Source organism: Variovorax sp. Varisp53 (assembly GCF_059491555.1).
The window spans coordinates 5,722,728-5,746,021 of sequence record NZ_CP168512.1; the positions used below are offsets into that span (position 1 = coordinate 5,722,728).

Annotated in this window: 21 protein-coding genes, 1 tRNA gene and 1 pseudogene; 13 read left to right on the forward strand and 10 right to left on the reverse strand. The window is 66.4% G+C overall.

Translation table 11 applies throughout. The features are described from left to right. Nucleotides 1-15: 15 nt before the first annotated feature. From ACEOAB_RS26795 to ACEOAB_RS26805, 3 genes are all read right to left on the reverse strand, one after another. Nucleotides 16-2,928 (reverse strand): beta strand repeat-containing protein, encoded by a 2,913-nt coding sequence (locus ACEOAB_RS26795; protein ID WP_495653218.1) that lies wholly within the window; start codon nucleotides 2,926-2,928, stop codon nucleotides 16-18. Between the two features lie 128 nt (nucleotides 2,929-3,056). Continuing rightward, nucleotides 3,057-3,650, reverse strand: coding sequence for a hypothetical protein (locus ACEOAB_RS26800; protein WP_413748404.1), 594 nt, complete (start codon nucleotides 3,648-3,650; stop codon nucleotides 3,057-3,059). 446 nt (nucleotides 3,651-4,096) lie between these two features. Further along, the gene (locus tag ACEOAB_RS26805; protein ID WP_235507875.1) at nucleotides 4,097-5,077 is read right to left on the reverse strand and encodes a LysR family transcriptional regulator; all 981 of its coding nucleotides are present in this window, start codon (nucleotides 5,075-5,077) and stop codon (nucleotides 4,097-4,099) included. A gap of 208 nt (nucleotides 5,078-5,285) precedes the next feature. On the opposite strand from ACEOAB_RS26805, the gene ACEOAB_RS26810 reads away from it, so the two are divergent. Further along, entirely contained in the window at nucleotides 5,286-6,020 is a 735-nt protein-coding gene (locus tag ACEOAB_RS26810) for a response regulator transcription factor (RefSeq protein ID WP_413748403.1), read from the forward strand. A gap of 3 nt (nucleotides 6,021-6,023) precedes the next feature. After that, nucleotides 6,024-8,426: a CHASE2 domain-containing protein gene (locus tag ACEOAB_RS26815; RefSeq protein WP_495653219.1), complete on the forward strand. Its 2,403-nt coding sequence runs from the start codon at nucleotides 6,024-6,026 to the stop codon at nucleotides 8,424-8,426. Between the two features lie 72 nt (nucleotides 8,427-8,498). On the opposite strand, the gene ACEOAB_RS26820 is transcribed toward ACEOAB_RS26815, so the two are convergent. Continuing rightward, nucleotides 8,499-8,834, reverse strand: a complete 336-nt coding sequence (locus ACEOAB_RS26820; RefSeq protein WP_495653220.1) for a hypothetical protein — start codon at nucleotides 8,832-8,834, stop codon at nucleotides 8,499-8,501. 247 nt (nucleotides 8,835-9,081) lie between these two features. Between ACEOAB_RS26820 and ACEOAB_RS26825 the strand changes: the two genes are divergently transcribed. From ACEOAB_RS26825 to ACEOAB_RS26835, 3 genes are read left to right on the forward strand one after another with little or no spacing between them, the layout of a single operon-like run. Continuing rightward, a complete protein-coding gene (locus ACEOAB_RS26825; protein WP_200955399.1) occupies nucleotides 9,082-9,231 on the forward strand; it encodes a hypothetical protein in 150 nt (49 codons plus the stop codon). Nucleotides 9,232-9,264: 33 nt separating this feature from the next. After that, nucleotides 9,265-9,462: a hypothetical protein gene (locus ACEOAB_RS26830; protein ID WP_157609989.1), complete on the forward strand. Its 198-nt coding sequence runs from the start codon at nucleotides 9,265-9,267 to the stop codon at nucleotides 9,460-9,462. Nucleotides 9,463-9,482: 20 nt separating this feature from the next. Continuing rightward, on the forward strand, nucleotides 9,483-9,896 hold the full coding sequence (locus tag ACEOAB_RS26835) for a hypothetical protein (protein ID WP_413748400.1): 414 nt from the start codon (nucleotides 9,483-9,485) through the stop codon (nucleotides 9,894-9,896). Between the two features lie 202 nt (nucleotides 9,897-10,098). On the opposite strand, the gene ACEOAB_RS26840 is transcribed toward ACEOAB_RS26835, so the two are convergent. Further along, nucleotides 10,099-10,557 (reverse strand): hypothetical protein, encoded by a 459-nt coding sequence (locus tag ACEOAB_RS26840; RefSeq protein WP_413748399.1) that lies wholly within the window; start codon nucleotides 10,555-10,557, stop codon nucleotides 10,099-10,101. Between the two features lie 183 nt (nucleotides 10,558-10,740). Between ACEOAB_RS26840 and ACEOAB_RS26845 the strand changes: the two genes are divergently transcribed. Beyond that, a complete protein-coding gene (locus ACEOAB_RS26845; protein ID WP_413748398.1) occupies nucleotides 10,741-11,034 on the forward strand; it encodes a hypothetical protein in 294 nt (97 codons plus the stop codon). 10 nt (nucleotides 11,035-11,044) lie between these two features. Here the strand turns inward: ACEOAB_RS26845 and ACEOAB_RS26850 are convergent. Both ACEOAB_RS26850 and ACEOAB_RS26855 read right to left on the reverse strand, forming a co-directional pair. Further along, a tRNA-Arg gene (locus ACEOAB_RS26850) sits at nucleotides 11,045-11,119 on the reverse strand. 43 nt (nucleotides 11,120-11,162) lie between these two features. Continuing rightward, nucleotides 11,163-11,831 carry a TetR family transcriptional regulator gene (locus ACEOAB_RS26855; RefSeq protein WP_413748397.1) on the reverse strand — a complete coding sequence of 223 codons (669 nt, stop codon included), beginning with the start codon at nucleotides 11,829-11,831 and terminating at the stop codon, nucleotides 11,163-11,165. 180 nt (nucleotides 11,832-12,011) lie between these two features. Between ACEOAB_RS26855 and ACEOAB_RS26860 the strand changes: the two are divergent. From ACEOAB_RS26860 to ACEOAB_RS26875, 4 genes and pseudogenes are all read left to right on the forward strand, one after another. Further along, nucleotides 12,012-13,285, forward strand: a pseudogene (locus ACEOAB_RS26860) (efflux RND transporter periplasmic adaptor subunit). An 18-nt stretch (nucleotides 13,286-13,303) separates the two neighbouring features. Next, nucleotides 13,304-16,468, forward strand: coding sequence for an efflux RND transporter permease subunit (locus ACEOAB_RS26865; protein ID WP_495653221.1), 3,165 nt, complete (start codon nucleotides 13,304-13,306; stop codon nucleotides 16,466-16,468). Beyond that, nucleotides 16,461-17,882 carry an efflux transporter outer membrane subunit gene (locus tag ACEOAB_RS26870; protein ID WP_413748394.1) on the forward strand — a complete coding sequence of 474 codons (1,422 nt, stop codon included), beginning with the start codon at nucleotides 16,461-16,463 and terminating at the stop codon, nucleotides 17,880-17,882. Before ACEOAB_RS26865 ends, ACEOAB_RS26870 begins: the two co-directional genes overlap by 8 nt. Before the next feature lie 115 nt (nucleotides 17,883-17,997). Then, a complete protein-coding gene (locus ACEOAB_RS26875; protein ID WP_056589265.1) occupies nucleotides 17,998-18,600 on the forward strand; it encodes a c-type cytochrome in 603 nt (200 codons plus the stop codon). 74 nt (nucleotides 18,601-18,674) lie between these two features. On the opposite strand, the gene ACEOAB_RS26880 is transcribed toward ACEOAB_RS26875, so the two are convergent. The 3 genes from ACEOAB_RS26880 to ACEOAB_RS26890 are packed head-to-tail and all read right to left on the reverse strand — an operon-like array spanning nucleotide 18,675 to nucleotide 20,738. Continuing rightward, entirely contained in the window at nucleotides 18,675-19,238 is a 564-nt protein-coding gene (locus ACEOAB_RS26880; RefSeq protein ID WP_413748393.1) for a DUF2946 family protein, read from the reverse strand. A 19-nt stretch (nucleotides 19,239-19,257) separates the two neighbouring features. Then, the gene (locus ACEOAB_RS26885; protein ID WP_413748392.1) at nucleotides 19,258-20,286 is read right to left on the reverse strand and encodes a YheT family hydrolase; all 1,029 of its coding nucleotides are present in this window, start codon (nucleotides 20,284-20,286) and stop codon (nucleotides 19,258-19,260) included. Further along, nucleotides 20,286-20,738: a YybH family protein gene (locus ACEOAB_RS26890; protein ID WP_007837388.1), complete on the reverse strand. Its 453-nt coding sequence runs from the start codon at nucleotides 20,736-20,738 to the stop codon at nucleotides 20,286-20,288. The genes ACEOAB_RS26885 and ACEOAB_RS26890 overlap by 1 nt, the downstream gene beginning before the upstream one ends. A 217-nt stretch (nucleotides 20,739-20,955) precedes the next feature. Between ACEOAB_RS26890 and rutA the strand changes: the two genes are divergently transcribed. Genes rutA through rutC form a run of 3 tightly spaced genes read left to right on the forward strand, consistent with a single transcriptional unit; the run spans nucleotide 20,956 to nucleotide 23,289 of the window. Beyond that, nucleotides 20,956-22,068, forward strand: a complete 1,113-nt coding sequence (gene rutA, locus ACEOAB_RS26895; RefSeq protein ID WP_413748391.1) for a pyrimidine utilization protein A — start codon at nucleotides 20,956-20,958, stop codon at nucleotides 22,066-22,068. Between the two features lie 13 nt (nucleotides 22,069-22,081). Further along, nucleotides 22,082-22,873, forward strand: coding sequence for a pyrimidine utilization protein B (gene rutB, locus ACEOAB_RS26900; protein WP_082571985.1), 792 nt, complete (start codon nucleotides 22,082-22,084; stop codon nucleotides 22,871-22,873). 23 nt (nucleotides 22,874-22,896) lie between these two features. Beyond that, nucleotides 22,897-23,289, forward strand: a complete 393-nt coding sequence (gene rutC / locus ACEOAB_RS26905) for a pyrimidine utilization protein C (RefSeq protein WP_007837393.1) — start codon at nucleotides 22,897-22,899, stop codon at nucleotides 23,287-23,289. Nucleotides 23,290-23,294: the final 5 nt, after the last annotated feature.

The following is a 23,294-nucleotide window of genomic DNA, read 5'->3' on the forward strand; positions in this document are numbered from 1 at the left end:
CGACTCAATCGCGCATCACTGGTTGATCCGTACGGCGAAGGTCAGGGTGGCCGTGCCGCTCGGGGCCACGGTGTTGGCCGCGCTGCCGCAGCTCACCGCGGTGGCGGTCTGCGCGTAGGCCAGGGCCGTTCCGCTCACACCCGTGGAGACGCACCGCGTAGCCACCGGGGGCTGCGTGGGGCTCATCGTGGTGTAGGCGGGCGCCGCATCGTTGATCGCGATGTTGGTGACCGGCGCGCTGCCTTCGTTGGTGGCAACGATCTGGTAGACGATGCACTGGCCGGGCTTCAGCGACAGGGGCGTCGCGGCGAAGGCGGCGTCCGCCGTGCCGTCGCAGGCGACGTCGGGGGCCTGCGTCTTGACGACGCGCAGCTGACCCGTGATCACGGTGCTGACGTCGGTGGCCGACGGCGCGCCGCAGTTCGGGGCCGGGTCCGTGAACGTCGCCGTCACGGTCGCCGTGTCGGTCGCGCCCGCGCTGGCACCGCCCGGTGCGAACACGCGCACCAGCAGCTTCTGCGTTGCACCGGCCGCGGGCGGCCCTGCGATCGGGCCGGTGACCAGGGTGTCGCCCGCATTGATCTGGCCGTCGCCATTGACGTCGAGGTAGATCGCGGTGGTCCAGCCCAGCGTGGCATCGCCCGCCGGCACGGTGGCCGTGAGCTGGTACGCGCCGCAGCTCTGGTTGCCGGTGTTGGTCAGCGTGTGCGCATAGACGACCGTGCCGCCGGGAGCGACCTGGCCGACGTTGTTAGGCGTGAGCGTTGCGCCCAGCGTCTGTGCGGTGGTCACGGTCACGGCGTCGAGCTTGACGTCGGACACGAGCACGCCGGTCGATGCCACGGCAGTGGATTGCACGCGGAAGTAGATCGCCTGGGCGGTCACCGGCGTCTGCGTTGCAGGCGGCGTCACGCAGGCGTCGACCTGCTGCTGCGCGCCGGCAGCCACGGACACACTGGTGATCGCAGCAGCGGTACAGGTACCGCCCGCGGCCACGAACTTCACGCTCCAGCCCGCCGGCAGGGTGCCCGGGAAGCTGGTCGACTGGCTGGCTGCCAGGCTGTAGGTCTGCGTTGCAGGGCCGGTTCCATCGTTGTTCTTGACGAACAGCGTGAAGATCGTGCCGGTGCCCGCTGGCGTGGTGTTGGTCGTGGTCGGCTGCGGGCTGGGGCCCGGGCCAAGGTCACCGCCACCGACCGAACCGGAACCGGTACCCGCTGCGCTGTTGGTCAGGTCGACGAGCGAACCGACAACCACCGTGACGCGGTCGAGCGTCGCATCGAGCTTGGTCGCATCGCCCGCGGAGCGGCCGGTGACGACCGCGTCGAACGGACCGGAACCTACCGTGGCGCTGGCCGGCACATTGGCCTGCACGACGATGTTGACGCTGCCGCCGACCGGAATCGGGCCGGTGTCGGGAACGCCGTCGCCCGTGGTATCGAGCAGCGGCGTCACGCCGTCGGCCGCGAACAGCAGGAAGGTCGTGCCTGCCGGGAAAGTCCCGTTCGCAATGCTCAGGTTGACGCTGTCCACGCCGCTGCCGGCGTTGAACACGGTCTGCGCGAACTTGACGCTGCCGCCGGCAACGACCGAAGGCCGCGTGGTGGTGTCCGCCGCGGTGCCGTTGGGCGTGCCAGCCACCGTGTCGACTGCCGTCGCGGCCGTCGAGGGGTTGGTACCCAGCACGATGCCGTAGCTGGCCGTGACCGTGTAGGCCGCCGGATTGGTGCTCGAGCCCAGGGTGCCGATGGCCGCGGCCGTGGCGGCCGGGGAATCGGTCGGGTTGTACTGGCCCACGTTGGTGGTGGTCGAGGTGCCGACCACTGCCGTGTTGTTCACCAGCACCACGAAGCTGATCGTCTGCGTGACGTTCTGGCCCAGCGAAGCGACCACGGCGTTCAGCGTATTGCCGGTCACCTGGAAGTCGATGCCGGCCGGATCGCCGGCGGCACCGTCACCCAGCGCGACGCCTGGTGCACTGCTCCAGACGGCGGAGCCCGCAACATACGTGAGGCCCGATGGCAGCGTGTCCGACAGGGCGAACTTGCCGGGCGCTCCGCCGGTGTTGTTGAAGCTGAGCGTGTAGACCGTGTACTTGCAGTTGGCGCTCGAAGCCAGGCCGGCCGCCCACGTCGTCGAGCAGCTAGCCGACGAGGAACGCGGACCGCCGGTGCTCGCGAGCGGCCAGGCCGCGCCGCCGGGACCGGCGACAGCCGGAGCACCGATCGACTTGGTGGCATTGAACGCCGCCGCGATGGTCAGGTTCACCTGGTCCTTGTCCGCCGCCGAGGTGTTCGGCGCCGTGTACAGGGCCGGCGTGCCGGGAACGGCAGTGATGGTGGCCGTGTCGAAAGGCGTCGTCGGCGTGGTGGCCGTGCCGGGAATGGTGTACGCCACCACGAACTGGAAGGTGCCGTTGTTGCCCGGCACGTTCTGCGCTGGCACGCTGCAGACCGCGGCAGAGGTGGCGGTACACAGCGGCGTGGTGCCGTCGGGTACGCCGTCGCCGTTGGTGTCGGGATAGACCTCGACCTTCGAGAAAGCGTTGGTATCGGCGTCCACCGTGATGGTGAAGCTGTCCGTGCCGTTGCCGGTGTTGGTCAGGGTGTGTGGCGCGTAGACCACCGAGCCCGCGGCACCCAGCTTGGTGTTGACGACCGTGGTCGTAACCTGGTTGACCGTGTCCAGCGTGAAGGAGCCCACCTGCTGCACCGTGGTCTGCACCAGGTTGGAGGTTGCCAGTTGCGTGGTCCCGGCGGAATCCGAATAGGTGGCCGAAGCCTGGTTACCGATGACGGTGTTGGCGGGCGGCGGCGCGGCAAAGACGCTCGAGCTTCCGAACAGGAAGCCCAGCGACAAAACTGCGGCGCCCGCCCAGGTGGCGTTCGGCCTGAAGCCGACGCCCTTGGCTGGCGAGATGGGACTCACGTGGTTTCTCCTCGGTTGTTGTCAAAAAAAGGAACAAAAAAATCCCGGCCCCGTCCGCGAACGGAACATCAGCCGGGTTGCGTGTGATCAGCGGAATGAACCCAAGAAAGAGACCGCTGTCCTGGTGATCAGCGCGCGGGAGCGGGCTGCACCGTGACGGCGGGTGCCTGCACTGCCGCGGCGGCGGCCTTGGGAGCAGGCGGCACGACGACCTCGACCTTGGCGCGTGCGCTCACGGCAGTCACGCCGTTGGCGGGCAGCTGGCCGAGCGTCCAGCGCAGCGCGCGGTAGTCGCTGTAGGGCACCGGTTCGGTCTTGTTGCCGTCGGCCTTGCGCATCAACGGCTCGGCCCCGTAGACGCCGTCCTTGGTGGCCGCCTTGACCAGCGCCGCGCCGGGCTTGGCACTGCGGGGCAGGTACTCGAGCCCCTCCGGAATCGGCAGGTCGGCGACCAGGCCGGAAACCGCCTTGCCGGTGTTGTTGGTGTACGTGGCGCGGTATTCGAGGATGTCGCCCGGCTTCACCGAGGAGGCTTCCAGCAGTTGCTCCTTGCCGTCGGCGGTCTTCACGACCTTGTGCTGCGTGAGCGCCACGGCAACGGTCTTGCTGCCGGCACCAGCCTCCGGCGAGGCGACGCGCTGCGCCGCCGCAGACGCCATCAGGCCGGCCGCCATGAGCACGCCGGCCGCCATGCGGACGGCAAGCCCGGGGAAACCGCCCATGCGGGGGCGGGAAAAGGATTGAGTAGATTTTTCAGTTGGCACGAATGCTTGCTCCGGGTTCGAAAGTCACAGGCATGCCGGTCCATCGCCGGCGAGGGAATCAGCAGCTCGGGCTGCAGGGGACGGGAATTTCTTTGCGATTCAGGGGGCAGGAAGGGCTCGCTTTCGCCCCAGTTGATACATTTATTTCCAACTGTTAATTATGTAAGTGGTCTACCATTTTTCTACTAGAAAAGTTCCACTTTTGGATCGAGACTCATGGTTCCAGACGGAACAACCAAGGACAGATCTTCAGAAAATCGGGCTAAATTCCACTGATTTCCTCGCTTTTCCACCCAAAACTCATCATTGGGCGACGTCGGTCACAGCATCGCAGGCTGACGCAAACGCACAACAACGCGTACGGAATAGCAGTCAACGGAAAATGTGAAAAAAGCGCATTTATTTCAGGCGGCCAACGACTGGCGACCGGCCGGTTGCTTCAGGGCGCCAAGCAGGTGATCGGCAAAGGCCCTGACCTTCCGCGAATTGCGCTTGCCCGGGAGATACATGAGATCGAATTCCATCGGCTTCAATTCGAGCGCCGGAAATGCAACCTGAAGCGATCCGTCTTCTATTTTTGGTTTTGCCAGCATCAGGGGAATCAAGGCGATGCCCTGGCCCGCGCAGGCTAGCCTCAAAAGCAATTCCGAATCGTTGGAGCGAAACAGGCCCTTGGGCTGCACGCCGTGCTCCCCGGAAACAGTCGGAATGATCATTTCCTGGCCGGCGCGCTCGGCGTCGCAAGTCAGGAAAGTGTGCCGCGCGAGGTCTTCCAAATTCTTGATTTCGGGACGCCGCTCGAGGTAGGACGGCGCTGCGCACAGCACGAGCGGCTCGCTCGCGACGCGGCGCGCCACGAGGTCTTCGCACCCTTCGCGGCTCGCCCGGATGAGCACGTCGGCTTCCTCGCGGGAAAGATCCACCTTGTGAGACCCCAGGCGCACCGTGATTTCGAGCCGGGGATGCGCGGCCATGAAAGCGGGAAGATGCGGCGCCAGCAGAGCCCGGCCGAAATAGCTGGAGGCCGAGACGCGAAGCCGCCCCCTCAGGTCGTCGCTCGTGCTCGCGCGCTGCGCCATTGCATCGTCGACCGCGATAAGAATGTCGCGCGCAGCCGATAAAAAAGAGCGCCCTTCGTCGGTCAATCCAAATCGATGCGCACTGCGGTGCATCAATAAATGCCCGAGCGTCGATTCAAGTCTTTTGAGCTGTCTGGATGCGGTGGCTTTGGGAATTCCCAGCGCCGCGGCCGCGTGCGTCAAGCCTCCGGCCTCAACCGCTTTCACGAAAAGGCGGACATCCGGCAATATCAAATCCTGCGCGCTCGACTTCGAATTAGGATTTTCGGCTCGAACGTCAACATCATTTAAAGACATCTTCATCATCTCTCAGTGATCCAATGGCTTCCCATGCCTGGATAGTCTCAAGACCGATTTCGTTCGTCTTACAAATGTGAGATTTGGTGATAAACTATTAACAGTTGTTACCACTCACTTCTTTTGCCTGGTCACCGCCAGTCTTCGTGGGCGCCAAGGCTGCAGCCGCTCGCAGTCGAGGCTCCGCATTCGGTACCGGACACCGACAACCGAACCCATGCGTATCGCCGTACTCGAAGACGAGCCCGACCAGTTGGCTCAGTTGGTCCGCGTGCTGCAGGAGCAGTTCACGCAGGGAGACGTCACCAGCACCTGCGTTGCGTTCGCCGACGGGCTTTCGCTGCAGAGAACGCTGCGCCGCGAAACCTTCGACCTGATCGTGCTGGACTGGAACGTGCCGGGGCTTGACGGCGCCGAGCTGCTGCAGTGGCTGCGCACCTGGCAGAAGAGCCCAGTGCCCGTCCTGATGCTGAGCTCGCGGTCTTCGGAGCGCGACGTGGCAAAAGCCCTGGGCCTCGGCGCCGACGACTACATGGTCAAGCCTGTGCGCCTGCTGGAACTGCGGGCGCGCCTGCAGCGCCTGCTGAAGAGAAGCCACTCGCTCGAGCCGTCCGACCGGAGACATTTCGGGCGCTGGGAGTTCGACCAGGTTTCGCACAGCGTTCTGATCCATCCGGAGCACGACGACGGCGCACCGCCGCGGCGCCAGGAACTTTCGAGCCGCGAGTTCAAGCTCGCGCTGATGCTGTTCCAGAACATCGGCCACGTGGTTTCGCGCGCGCACCTGCTCGAAAGCGCAGGCTACGACGGAGACCTGCCCTCGCGCACGCTGGACATGCACATCTACCGGCTGCGCAACAAGCTCGAGCTCGAAGCCGCACAGGGACTCACCCTGCGCACGGTCTACGGTCGAGGCTATTGCCTCGACGCCACGCAGGAAGCGGCCGCCTGAACCGTGGACCCGCGAAACTCGATGCGGCGATCGAGTGATCGCGAGCGCCTCCCCACCCGCACGCGCGCACGTGCAATGGTCGCGCGGCTGCTGATTGCGCTGCTGCTGCCCGCCGCCATGCTGTGGCTCGTCGATCGGCCCGGCTGGCTGCAGATGCTCGACACGATGGTCTACGACTCCGTGCTGCCGCTCGCCGCGCCCCCGGCGTCGCCGGACATCCTGATCATTGCGATCGACGAGCGAAGCTTGCGCGAGTTGGGACGCTGGCCCTGGCGGCGCGAAATCTATGCACGGCTTCTGGAACAACTCGCACCGGCAGCACCTCGAGCAGTGCTGCTCAACCTGTTCCTGACAGAACCCAGCCCCGATGCCGGCGACGACGAGCAACTGGCCCGGGCCATGGATCGCTTGCCCGTCTACCTGCCGATGCTGCGCGACAGCGGCACTGCGCCGGGCTTCCTGCCGCCCTTGCCGGTGTTCGCCGCCCATGCGCGCGGTGTCGGCCATGCGGAGCTGGCGCTCGATGGGGACGGCGTGTCGCGCACGCTGTATCTGCGCGAAGGTCCGGCTGGCCGCGGTCAATATTACGTGGGCGCCCTGATGGCGGGGTACGGGTCGGCGGTCGAGCCCGAGGCCGAGCCTGCAGCGATCGCGCCTGGCGACTGGAAGCACGAGCAGCCCGTGCGCATGTTCTTCGCCGGGGCACGGGGCAGCTACCGCACGGTGTCCTATGCGAGCGTTCTGCGTGGCGAGGTGCCGGCCGCGCTGCTGCAGGGCAAGCTGCTGCTAGTCGGCGCCACGGCGCACGGCCTGGGCGGCCAGGTGCCGACGCCGAACGCAGGCGTCGCCGCACTGCCGGGCATCGAGGTGCATGCCAACCTGATCGACGGACTGCTGCACGGCCGCAACGTGCGCATGCCGGCACCGCTCGCATATGCCGCATGGACCACCTTGCCGATCTGGCTGGTGCTGTTTCTCCTGGTGCATGCCAGGCGCCATGCGCTGGTGTTCATTTCCGGCCTCGCGCTCTCGTGGCTGCTGCTCTGCGTGCTGGCCATGCCGCTGCTGCACTGGTGGCTGCCGCCGGCGGCCCCCATCCTCGGCATGCTGGCGCTCTACCTGCTGTGGAGTTGGCGCCGGCTCGAATCGCAGTTCGTCTACTTCCGGCAGCGCGCGAGAACGCTCGACAGCCTGCCAGCGAGCGCTTTCCAGGCGCTGGCGGCCCTGGCCATCCCGATGCAGGCTCCGCCGGCAAATCCGCAGCAGGCGCTCGACCGCGCGATCGCGCGAATCGGCCGCATGCAGACGCTGATGGACGAAGCGCTCCAGATCATGCCGGCGGCGGTGCTGATCTGCGATGACACCGGCTACATCGGGTCGAGCAATGCCGCGGCGGGGCGACTGCTCGACGAAACCTTGCGCGCCACCATGCACGCCCCGGCAGGACCACCCCATGGCATGCACCTGCCGACCTTGCTCGGCAGCCTTGGCGGCGTTGCGAGCGAGGCCATCGAAGCCATCGATGCCCACTGGAGCGAGGATCTGCGGCGCGAGTACCGGACATCCGACGGTCGCATCTTTCAGCTCGAAGCCGAAGCCTTCGGCACCACCGAAGCCGGCGATCGCAACTGGATCGTCGTGCTGCCCGAAATGACCGCCGAGCGCGAAGCGCAGAACCAGCGGGAAGAATGGCGCCGCCTGCTGTCGCACGATCTGCGCAGCCCCCAGATGACGATCCTCAGCCTGCTGTCGATGTACAGGCCCACGGAAAGCATCGACGTGCTGCTGCACGCGGTGCGTCGCGAAGCCGAGCGCACCGTGAGCCTGGCGGAAGGATTCATGGACTTCGTGGAAGCAGGCTCCGACGACTACAGCATGGAAGACACCCACCTCGGCACCGTGCTGCTCGACGCGCGCGACCAGGTCTGGCCGTATGCGCGCGCCAGCCAGGTGCAGATCGAGACCCGCATCAGCGACGCCGACGAACTCGCCATGCATGCCGACGGTGTGCTGCTCACTCGCGCGATCGTGAACCTGCTGAACAACGCCATTCGCCACAGCGCCGCGGGCGGGCGCATCACGCTCTGCCTCGCGGCCGAGCCCGGCGCCGGGGCGCAGGAAGATGCGCGGGCCTTCATCGCGGTCAGCGACGACGGCGAGGGCATGCCCTATGCACAACTGAACAGCCTCCTGAACGGAACGCGGCCGCCGCGCAGCAACGACGAGGTGACGCATGGTTCGGCCGATGAACCCCATGCGCCCATCAGGCGCCGGGGCATGGGACTGGGCTTTGCGGTGGTGCGCACGGTGCTGCGGCGCCATGGCGGGCACATCGAGGCTGCGAGTGCGACCGGCGCGGGCACGACCTTCTGGATCAGTCTTCCGCTTCGCGGCAGCTTGCCCTGAAATCGTGCGGCGGCCTCACTCCGGCTGGATCCCTGCCTCCTTGACGACCTTGCCCCACGTCTTCAGCCACCATCACGCCGGGCGTGCTTCGAAGCTCTCGCTGAGCACGCCCATATGCTTGAACTCGCCGATGGTCTCCGCGTTGGTGTGACCTCTCCGCCTGGGATTCGTCGTATTCGGCGCGCCGACGCGACCCAAGCCGTCCGCCGGCCCCCTGCTGGCGAACCATCGAAAGATGTGGGAACGGTAGTCGCTGGTTGTCCTCATGTGCAGAAAACCTGACGCCGCAACGCCCCGATCGTCGACCGGAATGCCGGCAGCTCGGAGAGCTGCCAGTTCTGCATCGTGGGTGATCTCGAATGGCAGCTTCAAGGTCACCGTCGCCATGTGATAAGTGGCTTTGCCCATCCATGTTCCCCTCGGCGTTTTTGATGCGCCAGTGAATCCCAAGGTTTCGCCGCGCGCAATACTGCTTTCGTAGGAGGCGCTTTGTCATGGGCGGTAGCAGGGAGGGGGCAGGGCAATTGTCTCCCCCGAGAAGGTGCGCACCGCTCATGTGCGCATGCGGCGCAATTTCTACAGTGACTTCACGGCGATACGCCTTGTCCCAAAGGTAACAAGCGGCGCCAGTTGACCACCTCACTGGAGAACGCACATGGAACTGCGCAACCTGCTGCTGGGAAAATTCTTCATGAACCTGCTGCGTGAAAACGCGGGCATGGGGTTCACGGAGTTCGCTGTCATCAGTGCGATCGTGGTGTCTTTGTATTTTCCCCTGCTGCTTGCGGCCCTGCTCATCAACTGAACGTGAAGCTACTCGCGCGCAAGGACGGACGCGATGATCAACGGCAAAAAGTTGGAAGGGACGCCGTACTCGTTCACCCCGAGCGCGGCCGTTGCCGCGGGATCTGGCCTTCTCGGAACTGAACGCCTGAGGCCGAGCGTGTTTCGCTATGCGCAGGACAATGCCATCCGGCATGCAAATCGGAAAATCGCCGACGGTGTCGAATGCCGGACGGAACTACAAGGGCCGTAACGAATTCGCAGGAGACAGACATGCTCACCACCGATCAAAAAGAAGCCATCCTTCGCGTGGCGGGTGTCGCCACACCAGCCTTTCCCTCTCCCGGGGCTCTCTGGCGGCAGCAATGGCAACACGATGCCGCACCAGGCAGCAGGACGAACCCTCAAGCCGGCATGGGTCCGGACACGGCCGCCAAACAATGGGCCCACGCCATCAACACGCTCTTCGTCGTGTATTCGGCCGCCCGCACCGCCCGGAGCCTGCTCAAGGCCGAAGAAGCCCGGCAACTCAGCGTTCTGCGCCAGCTGCAGTGCCACGCAAGAGCAGATACTGAAACCGGGAGCGCTGCGGCATCCAGCGCAAGAAAGGCCCGAAGACCGCGGCGCAAAAGCCACGCAATGGGGCGATCCACAGGCGTTCGCAGCGGCGAAAGCCTGGATCGCTAGGCCGGCGATGTCATGCCGGCCCTGGCGGGGCTCCTGGGCACCAGCTGCACGCCCCCGTGGCGACCCGTGCGCCCAGCACCATCTCCGTAATCCATGACGCCAGCAGGAGCCCGGGTGCCCGGTTCAGCCCTGATCGCCCGTCGACAGCCGGATTCGGCCTCAACACCAGTCGTTCGTTTGATGGGCCCTTGTTGCCGCCTGTTCATTCCAAGTAGTCAATGAACTGCGGGATCACCTCGCGCAGGAAGCGGATTTCCTCTGTGGGAATGCTGCGTGGCTCCAAGTCGAAATGGATGAAGGTGCCATAGGGCGTGCCGCATCCTCGCGTCAGCAGCCGGCCGTAGTACGACTCGACCATGCCGGCATAAGGTCGGTTCGTCAGGCGCTGATCCTTGGAGGCATGGCTGGTCATGAACTCGCCGTGCTCGAGCGCGTACTGGCAGAAGCTCTTGCCCAGAGGCACCACCTTCAGCCAGGTGCGGTATTCAGAGTCGCGGTCGAACGCATGCGCCGCGCGCATCACGTCGCCGTTCAATTTGTAGATCGCCGTGAACCGAAAGGACGTCCTATCGTTGAGCAAGGCCAGCGCCGGAACGATCCCGCGGCTGGCAAGAAGGCTGCGAACGGCCGCAGCGGGCGCTGGCAAGTCGACGTCGAGCATGGGTACCTTGGTTGAGGCGTGGGCGCGAATCTTACGTAATTCTTGCTGTGCTCCGGAACAGGGTTTGACCTTCATCTTGTCAATGCAAACCCCTAGAAGTGTGGCTGCGGTCGTGGCGCTCGATGTGAACCCGCAAGGCACCGATCCGCAGCCGATCGATGCGCTCAATCGCGCGAGCAGAGCTTGGAGCTGTTCCGACCGGGCGCCATCATCGAACGCATGCTGGGCGACCTGCGACGGATCATTGCCGTGCGCACAAATATGAACCTCGGCCAGACGGCGCGCTTCCTCGACTGGCGCGATGGACAGATGCGCAATGGCAAGGTGATTGCCATGAAGGACCCGCAGGTCACCTTGCACGAGGAAGGCGCGCGACGCGAGTCGTTGTCACGCTACGCCGTGATCCGATATGAGGCAAAGAAAAACCCGCTACGCTGGGGAAGACGTGCGGGTTTGAGGCTTTGTGAGACGCTGTGATCTCAGTGTTTGGTCCCGCCGCCAGGAATCGAACCTGGATCTCAGCCTTCGGAGGGCCGAATTCTATCCGTTGAAATACAGCGAGGAATTGGGGTCCGGCATGCACCGGAGCCACACATTATCGCCTATCAGGCGCCGACTGTTTCGGCTTCGTTCACGGCGGGGGTTCCCGGCAGCGGCCGGGCGAACCCGAGCCCCGCCAGGTAGACCCGGAACGTGCGCCTGCCGGTCAGCACGAGGTCGAAGGCCTCGGGGTCGAGCAGCCAGTTCTGGATGAGCCCGCTGATCAGCGCATGCAGCCCTTGCGCCGCCGCGTGGCCCGGCACCGGCAGCTTGACGTGGTTGCGGCGCGCGGCCAGTCGCAGGGCCTTCTCGAAGTCGCTCACGCAGGCGTTGCGGGCGTCGAGGTGGCGCTGCTGCACCGAGGCCATGTCGTGGGTGTATTCGACCTTGTGGGTCGCCACGTCGAACACGCGGCGCACCTGGGGGTCGGTGGTCATGAGGGTCAGCGCGTGAACCATGCCGTCCTCGATCTCGGCCAGGGGGTCGTCGATGAAGGGAGAGATAGCCGCCTTCGGCAAGGCCTCCAGCGGCAGGATGACGCGTTCCATCATCGCGTTGAAGAGGTCGGCCTTGTCCTTGAAATGCCAATAGATGGCGCCGCGCGTCGCGCCGGCCTGCTGCGCGATCTGCTGCAGCGTGGTCTGCGAAACGCCTTGCGCCTGAAACAGCAGCTCCGCGGCATCGAGCAATCGATGCCGCGTGGCCAGTGCTTCTTCCTTCGTACGACGTGCCACTAAATCTCCAGATTTGTAAAGGCAACGCCCTCTCTGTATCGTGGGGCCATTGCTCGGCTGTCACTATACATCCATGAATGTATGTAAACTAGCCGGCTTTCCCGATGGCCCGCCTGGCTGTACAGGTTTCCGGTTCGCCCGCGAATGCGCCATCTCCTGTTTTCGCTTCAAAGGAATCGCATGCCTCTTCTGCATGTTTCGCGTCATTCGTCCTTTTCGCCGCGTCTCGCGACCGTGGCAGCCGTCGTCCTGCTGGTCCTCGCGGGCTGCGGCAAGAGCGATGCACCCGCTGGCCCGGGCGCTGGCGGCGGCGGGCATCCCCCGCACCCGAGGTGGGCGTGGTGGTCGCGGCCCCGACCGATGTGGGCCTCGTCACCGAACTGCCCGGCCGCCTCGAGGCCTCTCGCGTGGCCCAGGTCCGCGCCCGCGCCTCCGGCATTTTGTTGAAGCGCGAATTCCGCGAAGGCAGCGACGTGAAGGCCGGCCAGCTGCTGTTCCGCATCGACCCCGCGCCGCTGGTGGCCGCTTCGCAGAACGCGCAGGCCACGCTGGCCCGCGCCGAAGCCAACGCGGTGCAGGCCAAGGCCCTGGCCGACCGCTACAAGCCGCTGGTCGAAGCCAACGCGGTGAGCAAGCAGGAATACGCAACGGCCGTGGCCTCGCAGAAAACGGCCGAAGCCGACGTGGCCGCCGGCCGCGCCGCGGTGCAGACGGCCAAGATCAACCTCGGCTATGCCGACGTGACCTCGCCCATCGCGGGCCGCATCGGCCGCGCCCTCGTCACCGAAGGCGCGCTGGTGGGCCAGGGCGACGCCACCGAGCTCGCGGTGGTGCAGCAGATCAACCCGCTGTACGTGAACTTCACGCAGTCGGCCTCCGACGCGATGAAGCTGCGCCGCGCGGTGGCCGCCGGCCAGTACAAGCGCGCGAGCGGCGAGGACGCCGCAACCATCCGCGTGGTGCTGGAAGACGGCAGCGACTACCCGCTGGAAGGCAAGCTGCTGTTCTCCGACCTCACGGTCGACTCCACCACTGGCCAGGTCACGCTGCGCGCCGAAGTGCCCAACCCCAAGGGCGAACTGCTGCCCGGCCTGTATGTGCGAGTGAAGCTCGAACAGGCGCAGGCCACCAACGCGATCACGCTGCCGCAGCAGGCCGTCACGCGCACCCAGCAGGGCGACACGGTGTCGGTGGTCGACAAGGACGGAAAGATCAGCAAGCGCACCGTGAAGATCAGCGCCGCCAAGGACAACCAGTGGGTGGTGCTCGATGGCCTGAAGGCCGGCGAGCAGGTGATGGTCGACGGCTTCCAGAAGCTGCAGATGATGCCGCCCGGCACGCCGGTGAAGGCGGTGCCATGGACCAAGCCGAACCCGAACGGCGCGGCCACGCCCGCCGCTGCGGGGGCCGCACCGGCGGCGGCTGCCACGGCCGAGAAGACCGACAAGAAGTAATCAGGAAAGCGCCCGCAAATGGCCAAATTTTTCATCGACCGCCCGATCTTCGCGTGGGTGATCGCGCTGTTCATCCTGGTGATGGGCAGCGTGGCAATCACCCAGCTGCCGATCTCGCAGTACCCGCCGGTGGCACCGCCCGCCATCGTCATCAACACAGCCTATCCCGGCGCCTCGGCGCAGACGCTGGAGGACAGCGTGCTGTCCGTCATCGAGCGCGAGATGAACGGCTCGCCGGGCCTGATCTACATGGAATCGGTGGCCCAGGCCGACGGCACCGGCTCCATCACGATCAGCTTCGAGGCCGGCACCAACCCCGACCTCGCGCAGGTGGATGTGCAGAACCGGCTCTCGCGCGCCACGCCGCGCCTGCCGGCCGCCGTGACGCAGCAGGGCGTGCGCGTGGACAAGTCGCGCAACAACTTCCTGCTGTTCGCGATGCTGTCTTCGGACAACCCGAACTTCGACCCCGTCGCGCTCGGCGACTACGCCTCGCGCAACATCGTGCCCGAGCTGCAACGCGTGGTGGGCGTGGGCCAGGCCCAGCTGTTCGGCACCGAGAACGCGATGCGCGTGTGGATCGATCCGGCCAAGCTGCAGGGCTTCAACCTGTCGGCCACCGACGTGAACAACGCGATCAAGGCGCAGAACGCCCAGGTGTCCTCCGGCACGATCGGCGACCTGCCCAACATTCCCGGCCAGGCCATCGCGGCCACCGTGGTGGTGAACGGCCAGCTCGCCAACGTGGAGCAGTTCAAGAACATCGTGCTGCGCGCCAACACCGACGGCTCGACCGTGCGGCTGAAGGACGTGGCGCGCGTCGAGCTCGGCGGCCAGTCGTATGCGACCTCGGCGCGCCTGAACGGCGTGCCCGCGGTCGGCATCGGCGTGCAGCCCACGCCGAACGGCAACGCGCTGCAGTCGGCCAAGGCGATCCGCGCCAAGATGACCGAGCTCGAGCGCTTCTTTCCGCCGGGCGTGAAGTGGAACATTCCGTACGACAGCTCGCGCTTCGTGCAGATCTCGATCACCGAAGTGGTCAAGACGCTGCTGGAAGCCGTGGCGCTGGTGTTCATCGTGATGTTCCTTTTCCTGCAGAACTGGCGCTACACGATCATCCCGACCATCGTGGTGCCGATCGCGCTGCTGGGCACCTTCGCCTCGCTGCTCGCCCTCGGTTTCTCGATCAACGTGCTGACCATGTTCGGCATGGTGCTGGTGATCGGCATCGTGGTGGACGATGCCATCGTGGTGGTGGAGAACGTCGAGCGCATCATGAGCGAGGAGGGGCTCTCGCCGCTCGAAGCCACGCGCAAGGCCATGAGGCAGATCTCCGGCGCCATCATCGGCGTGACGGTGGTGCTGATCTCGGTGTTCGTGCCGCTCGCGTTCTTCGCGGGTTCGACCGGCAACATCTACCGCCAGTTCTCGGCGGTGATGGTGACGTCGATCGGCTTCTCGGCCTTCATGGCGCTGTCGCTCACGCCGGCGCTGTGCGCCACGCTGCTCAAGCCCGTGGAAGCAGGCCACCACCATGAGAAGACCGGCTTCTTCGGCTGGTTCAACCGCGGCTTCACGCGCACGGCCAAGGGCTACGAGAGCGTGGTCGCGCGCATCCTGCGCCGCGCCGCGCGCTACCTGGTCATCTACGTCGCGATCATCGGCGCGGTGGTGTTCACCTACACGCGCCTGCCGAGCTCCTTCCTGCCGGAAGAAGACCAGGGCAACATCATCGTCAACGTGCAGCTGCCACCGGGTGCGACGCAAGAGCGCGCGCTGTCGGTCATGCAGCAGGTCGAAGGCTTCATCCTCAAGCAGCCCGAAGTGCAGAGCATGGTGGGCGTGATGGGCTTCAGCTTCTCGGGCCAGGGCCAGAACGCGGGCCTCGCCTTCGTGACGCTCAAGGACTGGGAAGAACGCAAGGATCCGGCCCACTCGGCCAGCGCGCGGGCCGGACGTGCCTTCGGGGCGCTCTCGGGCATCCGCGACGCCTTCATCTACCCGTTGAGCCCGCCGCCCATTCCCGAACTGGGCAACGCGAGCGGTTTCAGCTTCCGGCTGCAGGACCGCTCGGGCGCAGGCCACGAGGCGTTGATCAACGCACGCAACCAGCTGCTGGGCATGGCTTCGCAGAGCAAGATCCTGACGCAGGTTCGCCCCGACGGCCTGGAAGACGCGCCGCAACTGCAGATCGACATCGACCGCGACAAGGCCAGCGCCCTGGGCGTGACCTTCGATGCAATCAACGCAACGCTGTCGACGGGCCTGGGTTCGAGCTACATCAACGACTTCCCGAACCGCGGCCGCCTGCAGCGCGTGGTGGTGCAGGCCGATGCGCCCGCACGCATGCAGCCCGACGACCTGCTCAAGCTGAACGCCAGCAACACGCAGGGCCAGCCGGTGCCGCTGTCGGCCTTCGCGACCACCAAGTGGGTCACGGGCGCCACGCAGACGGTGCGCTACAACGGCTATCCCGCGATTCGCATCAGCGGCTCCGCCGCCGCGGGCTTCAGCACGGGTGCCGCCATGGCCGAGATGGAAAAGCTCGCCAAGCAGCTGCCGCAAGGCTTCGGCTTCGAATGGACGGGACAGTCGCGTGAGGAAAAGCTCGCGGGTTCGCAGGCCATCATCCTGTACGGCTTCGCGATCCTGGCGGTGTTCCTGTGCCTGGCCGCGCTGTACGAAAGCTGGACGATCCCGCTGTCGGTGATTCTGGTGGTGCCGCTCGGCGTGCTGGGCGTGCTGCTGGCCACGATGCTGCGCGCCTATTCGAACGACGTGTACTTCCAGGTGGGGCTGATCACCATCATCGGCCTCTCGGCGAAGAACGCGATTCTGATCATCGAGTTCGCCAAGGATCTGCAGGCGCAGGGCAAGGGCGTCGTCGAAGCGGCTCTGGCCGCAGCCCATCTGCGTTTCCGCCCGATCATCATGACCTCGCTGGCCTTCGGCCTGGGCGTGGTACCGCTGGTGATCGCCTCGGGCGCCGGTTCGGCCAGCCAGCGCGCCATCGGCACGGGTGTGCTCGGCGGCATGGTGACGGGTACGGCACTTGCCGTGATCTTCGTGCCGGTGTTCTTCGTCGTGGTGCGCACGCTGTTCAAGGGCAGTGCGCGCCAGCACGAGGTCGACAAGCGGCATGCGGAAGCCGCCGGCATCACGGAAGAGAAAGCACATGACTAAGAAACTGATTTCCACAGCCCTCGCCGCGGCAATGCTGCTGGCCGGCTGCTCGCTGATTCCGACCTACGAGCGCCCCGCGGCGCCGGTGCCGACCACCTTCCCGGGCGACCCGGCGCAGCCGCCCGGCCAGGCCGCGGCCAACCTGCCCTGGCAGGACTTCTTCACCGACCCGCGTCTCGCAGGCCTGATCCAGACGGCGCTCACGAACAACCGCGACCTGCGGGTGTCGGTGCTCAACATCGAGCAGGCGCGCGCGCAGTTCCAGATCGAGCGCTCGAATCTGTTCCCGGCGCTCGGCCTGACGGGCAGCGGCTCGCGCTCGAGCCCCAACCCGGCTCAGGTCTACAACAGCAGCGCCGGCAGCGTGGCCTCGCAGTACAGCGTCAGCGTCGGCTTCACGTCCTGGGAAATCGACTTCTTCGGCCGCATCCGCGCGCTGAAGGACCAGGCGCTGGCGCAGTACCTCGCCACGGACGAGACCCGCAAGGCGGTGCAGATCAGCCTGATCGCGTCGGTCGCCAACGGCTGGCTCACGCTGCTGGCGGACGACGAGCTGCTGGAGATCACGCGCCAGACGATGGTCACGCGCGAGGAGTCGGTGCGCCTCACGAAGATGCGCTTCGACAACGGCGTGTCGTCGGAGCTCGACTTCCAGGCCGCGAACTCGCTGCTGGAAACGGCGCGCGCTTCCTATGCGCAGCAGCAGCGTGCGCGCCTGCAGGACGAGAACGCCCTCGCCCTGCTGCTGGGCGCACCGGTGCCGGCCGAAGCCACGGCGGGCGGGGTCAAGGGTCTCGACGGCATCAAGCCAATGCCCGACGTGCCGGCCGGCCTGCCTTCGGACCTGCTGGCCGAGCGGCCCGACATCCGTTCGGCCGAACAGCAGCTGATCGCGGCCAACGCCAACATCGGCGCGGCGCGCGCGAACTTCTTCCCGCGCGTGTCGCTGACGAGTTCCATCGGCACCGCGAGCAGCGAGTTCTCGGGCCTGTTCGACCGCGGCTCCAAGGCCTGGTCGTTCGCGCCGTCGGTGACGCTGCCGATCTTCAATGCCGGCCGCAACATCGCCACGCTCGACTCGGCCAAGGCCGGGCGCGAGATCGCGGTGGCGCAGTACGAGAAGTCGATCCAGACGGCATTCCGCGAAGTGGCCGATGCGCTCGCGGGCCGCGCCACCCTGGGCGAGCAAGTGCGCGCGCAGCGTGCGCAGGCCGACGCGGAAGCCGTGCGCTTCAAGCTCTCCGACCTGCGCTACCGCAACGGCATCGCCAGCGCGCTCGATCTGCTCGACGCGCAGCGCTCGCTGTTCACCGCGCAGCAATCGGCCGTGACGACACGCCTGCTGCAGTTGCAGAACCAGGTCACGCTGTACAAGACGCTGGGCGGCGGCTGGGCCGCGCGCGACAAGGGTTGATGCGCCGAGGCGCTCGATAAGGGTGGTCCCTTGTCCCTTCGGGCAAGGGGCCTCTCTATAATCGCCGGTTGGTTAGGAAAAGCCCCCCGACGAGCCCCCGTTATTGAGGACGCCAATGAGCGCAGACCCGCATTACCAGGCCACAGAAGAAGCCCACACCGGGCCGATCAAGAACCCGAAGCAACTGCTGCTCGCGGTATTTTTCTCCTTCATTGCCCCGATCCTGATCATCGTGGGTCTTGTCTCCTACGTGGTCTCGGGCACCAAGCCCGCCGGCACCGCGGAAGGCGACAACATGGCGCTCTACGGCGTGACCAAGGAAGCGCGCGACCGCGAAGTGGCCGAGCGCCTCAGGAAGGTTGGCACCATCGAAATCCGCGACGCCAACCGCCCACTCGCTGCAGGCGAGGCCGTTTTCAAGGCCCAGTGCGTCGCCTGCCACGGCGCGCCCGGCATTCCCGGCGCACCTCACCTGAACGACGCCGCTGCCTGGGGCCCGCGCATCGGCCAAGGCTATGCCACCCTCCTCGAACATGCCCTGAAGGGCAAGGGCGCCATGCCAGCCCAAGGCGGCGGCGACTTCGAAGACCTCGAAGTGGGCCGCGCCGTGGTCTACATGGCCAATGCCGGCGGCGCCAAGTTCCCGGTGCCCGACCGCCCGGCAGCCGCAGCCCCCGCTGAAGGCGCGGCCTCTGCGGCCAGTGCTCCTGCCAAGTAAGCGTTTTCCCTGGTCACACGAAAAGCCGGCCCTGCGCCGGCTTTCTTCATTGGCGGGTCGGCAGACTGCGGAGTTCAGGGCTTCGCCGGCGCGGAAGCCGTGCCGGCATGGCGCTGCGCCGGGCTCAGCACATGGCCGAAGCGGTCGGGCAGTTCGCTGGCCTGCACCGCCTCCGGCGCCCACAGGCCTCGTTCGACCGCCTCGGCGGCGATGCCCACGTCCTGCGTGTGCACCAGTCCCAGCCCCAGGGGCGAGACCAGATAGAGCCGGCCTTCCTCATCGAGCAGGCAGCCCGATACCTCCACCGCCTTGCCGGTGTGGGACGTGACGGTGAACCCACCGCCCTCCTTTTCGGCCACGCGCCACACCAGCGGCGCGGCCTCCAGCTCCACATACACGCGCTGCGGCCCGTTCTGGAAGAACCACTGGCCCTCGTCGTCGTGCTCGTAGTTGCGGTGGATGAAGTCGATCAGCTTGTCGTGCTTGAGCATCGAGCCCTTGGCCGCGCGGAACGGGCCCATGGCCTGGGTGCGGTCGTCGCGCATGTACCAGTTGCCGCGCGCGTCCAGGCCCAGCCAGCCGTAGCAGTGCGGCACGTTGGGCCATTTGGCGAGGGCTTGTTTGACGATGTCGTCCATCGCGCTATTTTGCTCGCCCTCAGACGTGCGTGGCCAGCCAGCCGCCGACCCGCTCCGGCATGCCGCGCACATGCCCCGGCGGCAGCCCCATCGGAAAGCCGACGTGCCCGCCGTGCGCGGGCTGCCACAGCGTGACGTGCGCGCCGACCTCGCCGGGCTTCGGCAGGCTCGCCGCGGGAATGAACGGGTCGTTGCGGGCGTTCACCACCAGTGCGGGCACGCGCACCGAGGCCAGGTGCGGCTTGGCCGAGCCGCGCGTCCAGTAGTCCTCGGTATCGCGAAAGCCGTGCAGCGGGGCGGTGAAGACGTTGTCGAACTCGTAGAGGTTGCGCGACGACATCAGCCGCTCGCGGTCGAACAGGCCCGGGAACTGCTCCAGCTTGGCCAGCGCCTTGGGCTTCATGGTCGCGAGGAACATGCGCGTGTAGACCAGCCGGTTGAAGCCCTGCCCGATGGCTTCGCCGCCCGCCGCGAGGTCGAGCGGCGCGCTGACCGATGCCACGGCGCTCACCACGCCGGAGGCGCTCTCGCCCGCCTCCGAGGCCCAGCGCATCAGCGCATTGCCGCCGAGCGACACGCCCGCCGCCAGCACCGGCCCGCCGCCCTTGCGTGCATGCTGGTCGCGCATGCGCGCGAGGATCCAACCGATCTCCTCGAAGTCGCCCGAGTGGTAGGCGCGCGGCGCCAGGTTCAGCTCGCCGCTGCAGCCACGGAAATGCGGCACCGCGAAGGCCATGCCGCGAGAGGCGGCGAATGCGGCAAAGGCTTCGGCGTAGTGGCTGCGCGACGAGCCTTCGAGCCCGTGGAACAGCACCAGCAACGGCCTCGGGCCCGGCATTGGCGCATCGACGAAGTCGACGTCGATGAAGTCGCTGTCCGGCGTGGGCCAGCGCTCGCGCCGGTAGACCGGGGCCGGCCCGTCGAAGCGCTTCGCATAGAGCGCGGCCCAGATGGTCTGCAGGTTGCCGCCGGGCAGCCAGCGCGGCGCCACGTAGTCCAGCGGCTGGGGCGCGGAAACGGGACCGGAGGTGGCGGCGAAGGAAGACATCAGTGCAGGACCTGGGGCGGATCGTTCGCTTCGTCCGGTTCGCGCGCACTGCCCGGGCTCGCATGGTGCGCCACCATGCGCCAGCCCTGGACGGTCTTGTGATAGACGTTGGTGGCCAGCACGAAGGCATGGCGCGGGCCCTCGGCCGTGAGCACCTCGATGCGTTCGAGCACGTTGTGCACGGCGCTGGCGAGCGACTCGATCTTGCGCACCCGCGCCGGCGTGGCGTGGATCGCGCCGTTGCCGAACATCTGCTCGAAGGCCGCGCGGATCGCCACGGCCCCCACCAGCCGCGGGCCGCCGGGATGCACGCAGAAAACCTCGTCCTCGTCGGCCCAGCAGGCCATCAGCGCGTCGATGTCGCCGCGCTGCAGCGCTTCGTAGAAGGCCGCTTCGACGTCGTCGGCAGTGCCGCCGATGGCCGCGGCGGCGCGGAGTGGGGTCTTGGGCATGGTGTGATTTTGCCGCGCCGTGCGTGACGGCGGCACTGCACCGCTTTGGTCCGTGCCGCACCGTGCTGCCGCAATTCCGGCGGAACGCCTGCTCCACTTTGGACCAAATGGTCAAAACATGGATGCGATTTTTCTCCAACCCATTGATTCAAAACAACTTATTCAACTGGCACGGCGCATGCAAGGAGCTTCGCAACCTCGCAACAGGAGCGCTTCCATGAACGTCGGCATCTTCATTCCCATCGGCAACAACGGCTGGCTGCTTTCCGAAAACGCGCCGCAGTACAAGCCCAGCTTCGAGCTCAACAAGCAGATCACGCTGAAGGCCGAGCGCTACGGCGTCGACTTCGCGCTGTCCATGATCAAGCTGCGCGGCTTCGGCGGCAAGACGGAGTTCTGGGACCACAACCTCGAATCTTTCACGCTGATGGCCGGCCTCGCCGCCGTCACCAGCAAGATCAAGCTGTTTGCCACGGCCGCCTCGCTGGTGATGCCGCCGGCCATCGTGGCGCGCATGGCGTCGACCATCGACTCCATTTCCAATGGCCGCTTCGGCCTCAACCTCGTCACCGGCTGGCAGCGGCCCGAGTACTCGCAGATGGGCATGTGGCCCGGCGACCAGTTCTTCGGCACGCGCTACCAGTACCTCAGCGAATACATCCAGGTGCTGCGCGACCTCTGGGGCACCGGCCAGTCCGACTTCAAGGGCGACCATTTCAAGATGGACGACTGTCGCCTGAGTCCGCAGCCGCAGGCCGACATGAAGGTGATCTGCGCCGGCCAGAGCGACGCGGGCATGGAGTTCTCGGCCAAATACGCCGACTACAACTTCTGCTTCGGCAAGGGCGTGAACACGCCCAAGGCCTTCGCGCCCGCGGCCGAGAAGCTCATCGAGGCCACCGCGAAGACCGGCCGCAGCGTCACCACCTACGTGCTGATGATGGTGATCGCCGACGAGACCGACGAGGCCGCGCGCGCCAAGTGGGAGCACTACAAGGCCGGCGCCGACCATGAAGCGATTGCATGGCTGGGCCAGCAGGGCGCAGCCGACACCAAGTCGGGCGCCGACACCAACGTGCGCCAGATGACCGACCCGACCTCCGCCGTCAACATCAACATGGGCACGCTGGTGGGCTCCTACGCCACCGTCGCGCGCCTGCTCGACGAAATGGCCGAGGTGCCCGGCACCGAAGGCGTGCTGCTGACCTTCGACGATTTCGTGCAGGGCGTCGAAGCCTTCGGCGAGCGCATCCAGCCGCTCATGAAGAGCCGCGCGCATGTGCAGAGCCCCGTGCCTTCGCAGGCCGAGCCCGAGCGCCTCGCGGCCTGAGCAGGAGCACCACGTGAGCACTCCCGCACGCAACACGACTCTCACATCGAACATCCCCGTTGGCGCACCGCGGCTGCCCGGCGCCCCCGCACCGCAGGTGCTGCCCGCGCGCCCCGAGCCGCTGGCGCTGCACGCGACCGACTCCGCGCTGATCGTCGTCGACATGCAGAACGCCTACGCCTCCATCGGCGGGTATGTCGACTCGGCAGGCTTCGACATCTCCGGCGCGCAAGGCACCATCGCGAACATCGTGCGCACCATCGCAGCGGCACGCGCGGCCGGCATGCTCGTTGTATTCCTGCAGAACGGCTGGGACGCGGCGTACATCGAAGCCGGCGGCCCCGGCTCGCCGAACTGGCACAAGTCGAACGCGCTCAAGACCATGCGCGCCAGGCCCGAGCTGCGGGGCAAGTTCCTCGCCAAGGGCGGCTGGGACTACGAACTCATCGAAGAGATGAAGCCACAGCCCGGCGACATCGTCGTGCCCAAGACGCGCTACAGCGGCTTCTTCAACAGCACGCTCGACAGCACGCTGCGTGCACGCGGCATCCGCCACCTGGTGTTCACCGGCATCGCGACCAACGTGTGCGTCGAATCGACGCTGCGCGATGCCTTCCACCTCGAATACTTCGCCGTGATGCTCGAAGACGCGACGCACGAACTCGGCGGACCTGCGATCCAGAAGGCCTCGGTCTACAACGTCGAAACCTTCTTCGGATGGGTCTCCACGGTCGACGACTTCTGCCGCACCTTCGCGCCTTCATCGATCACCCAACCCGCACCGGCCGAAACGGCCATCGCCTGATTCACTTCAAGGAGCCTCCCCTCATGCCCAAGCAAGCCATCATCCCGCCCGGCACCGGCGTGCCGCTCGCCCCCTACGTCCCCGGCACGCTCGCCGACGGCGTGCTCTACGTGTCGGGCACGCTACCCTTCGACAAGGACAACAACGTGGTCCACGTCGGCGACGCGAGCGCACAGGCAAGGCATGTGCTCACCATCATCCAGGGCGTGGTCGAAGCCGCGGGCGGCACCATGGACGACGTGACCTTCAACCAGATCATGCTCAAGGACTGGGCCGACTACGCGAAGATCAACGCGGTGTATGCCGAGTTCTTTCCCGGCACCAAGCCCGCGCGCTACTGCATCCAGTGCGGCCTCGTGAAGCCCGATGCGCTGATCGAGATCGCCTCGATCGCACACGTCGGCAAGAAGGCCTGACACTC

Bases quoted from the DNA above. Each gene is read 5' to 3' on its own strand.
- ACEOAB_RS26800 (WP_413748404.1), bottom strand. From the start codon at position 3,650: ATGGGCGGTTTCCCCGGGCTTGCCGTCCGCATGGCGGCCGGCGTGCTC.
- ACEOAB_RS26805 (WP_235507875.1), bottom strand. From the start codon at position 5,077: ATGATGAAGATGTCTTTAAATGATGTTGACGTTCGAGCCGAAAATCCT.
- ACEOAB_RS26810 (WP_413748403.1), top strand. From the start codon at position 5,286: ATGCGTATCGCCGTACTCGAAGACGAGCCCGACCAGTTGGCTCAGTTG.
- ACEOAB_RS26820 (WP_495653220.1), bottom strand. From the start codon at position 8,834: ATGGGCAAAGCCACTTATCACATGGCGACGGTGACCTTGAAGCTGCCA.
- ACEOAB_RS26825 (WP_200955399.1), top strand. From the start codon at position 9,082: ATGGAACTGCGCAACCTGCTGCTGGGAAAATTCTTCATGAACCTGCTG.
- ACEOAB_RS26830 (WP_157609989.1), top strand. From the start codon at position 9,265: ATGATCAACGGCAAAAAGTTGGAAGGGACGCCGTACTCGTTCACCCCG.
- ACEOAB_RS26835 (WP_413748400.1), top strand. From the start codon at position 9,483: ATGCTCACCACCGATCAAAAAGAAGCCATCCTTCGCGTGGCGGGTGTC.
- ACEOAB_RS26840 (WP_413748399.1), bottom strand. From the start codon at position 10,557: ATGCTCGACGTCGACTTGCCAGCGCCCGCTGCGGCCGTTCGCAGCCTT.
- ACEOAB_RS26865 (WP_495653221.1), top strand. From the start codon at position 13,304: ATGGCCAAATTTTTCATCGACCGCCCGATCTTCGCGTGGGTGATCGCG.
- ACEOAB_RS26870 (WP_413748394.1), top strand. From the start codon at position 16,461: ATGACTAAGAAACTGATTTCCACAGCCCTCGCCGCGGCAATGCTGCTG.
- ACEOAB_RS26875 (WP_056589265.1), top strand. From the start codon at position 17,998: ATGAGCGCAGACCCGCATTACCAGGCCACAGAAGAAGCCCACACCGGG.
- ACEOAB_RS26880 (WP_413748393.1), bottom strand. From the start codon at position 19,238: ATGGACGACATCGTCAAACAAGCCCTCGCCAAATGGCCCAACGTGCCG.
- ACEOAB_RS26885 (WP_413748392.1), bottom strand. From the start codon at position 20,286: ATGTCTTCCTTCGCCGCCACCTCCGGTCCCGTTTCCGCGCCCCAGCCG.
- ACEOAB_RS26890 (WP_007837388.1), bottom strand. From the start codon at position 20,738: ATGCCCAAGACCCCACTCCGCGCCGCCGCGGCCATCGGCGGCACTGCC.
- rutA (WP_413748391.1), top strand. From the start codon at position 20,956: ATGAACGTCGGCATCTTCATTCCCATCGGCAACAACGGCTGGCTGCTT.
- rutC (WP_007837393.1), top strand. From the start codon at position 22,897: ATGCCCAAGCAAGCCATCATCCCGCCCGGCACCGGCGTGCCGCTCGCC.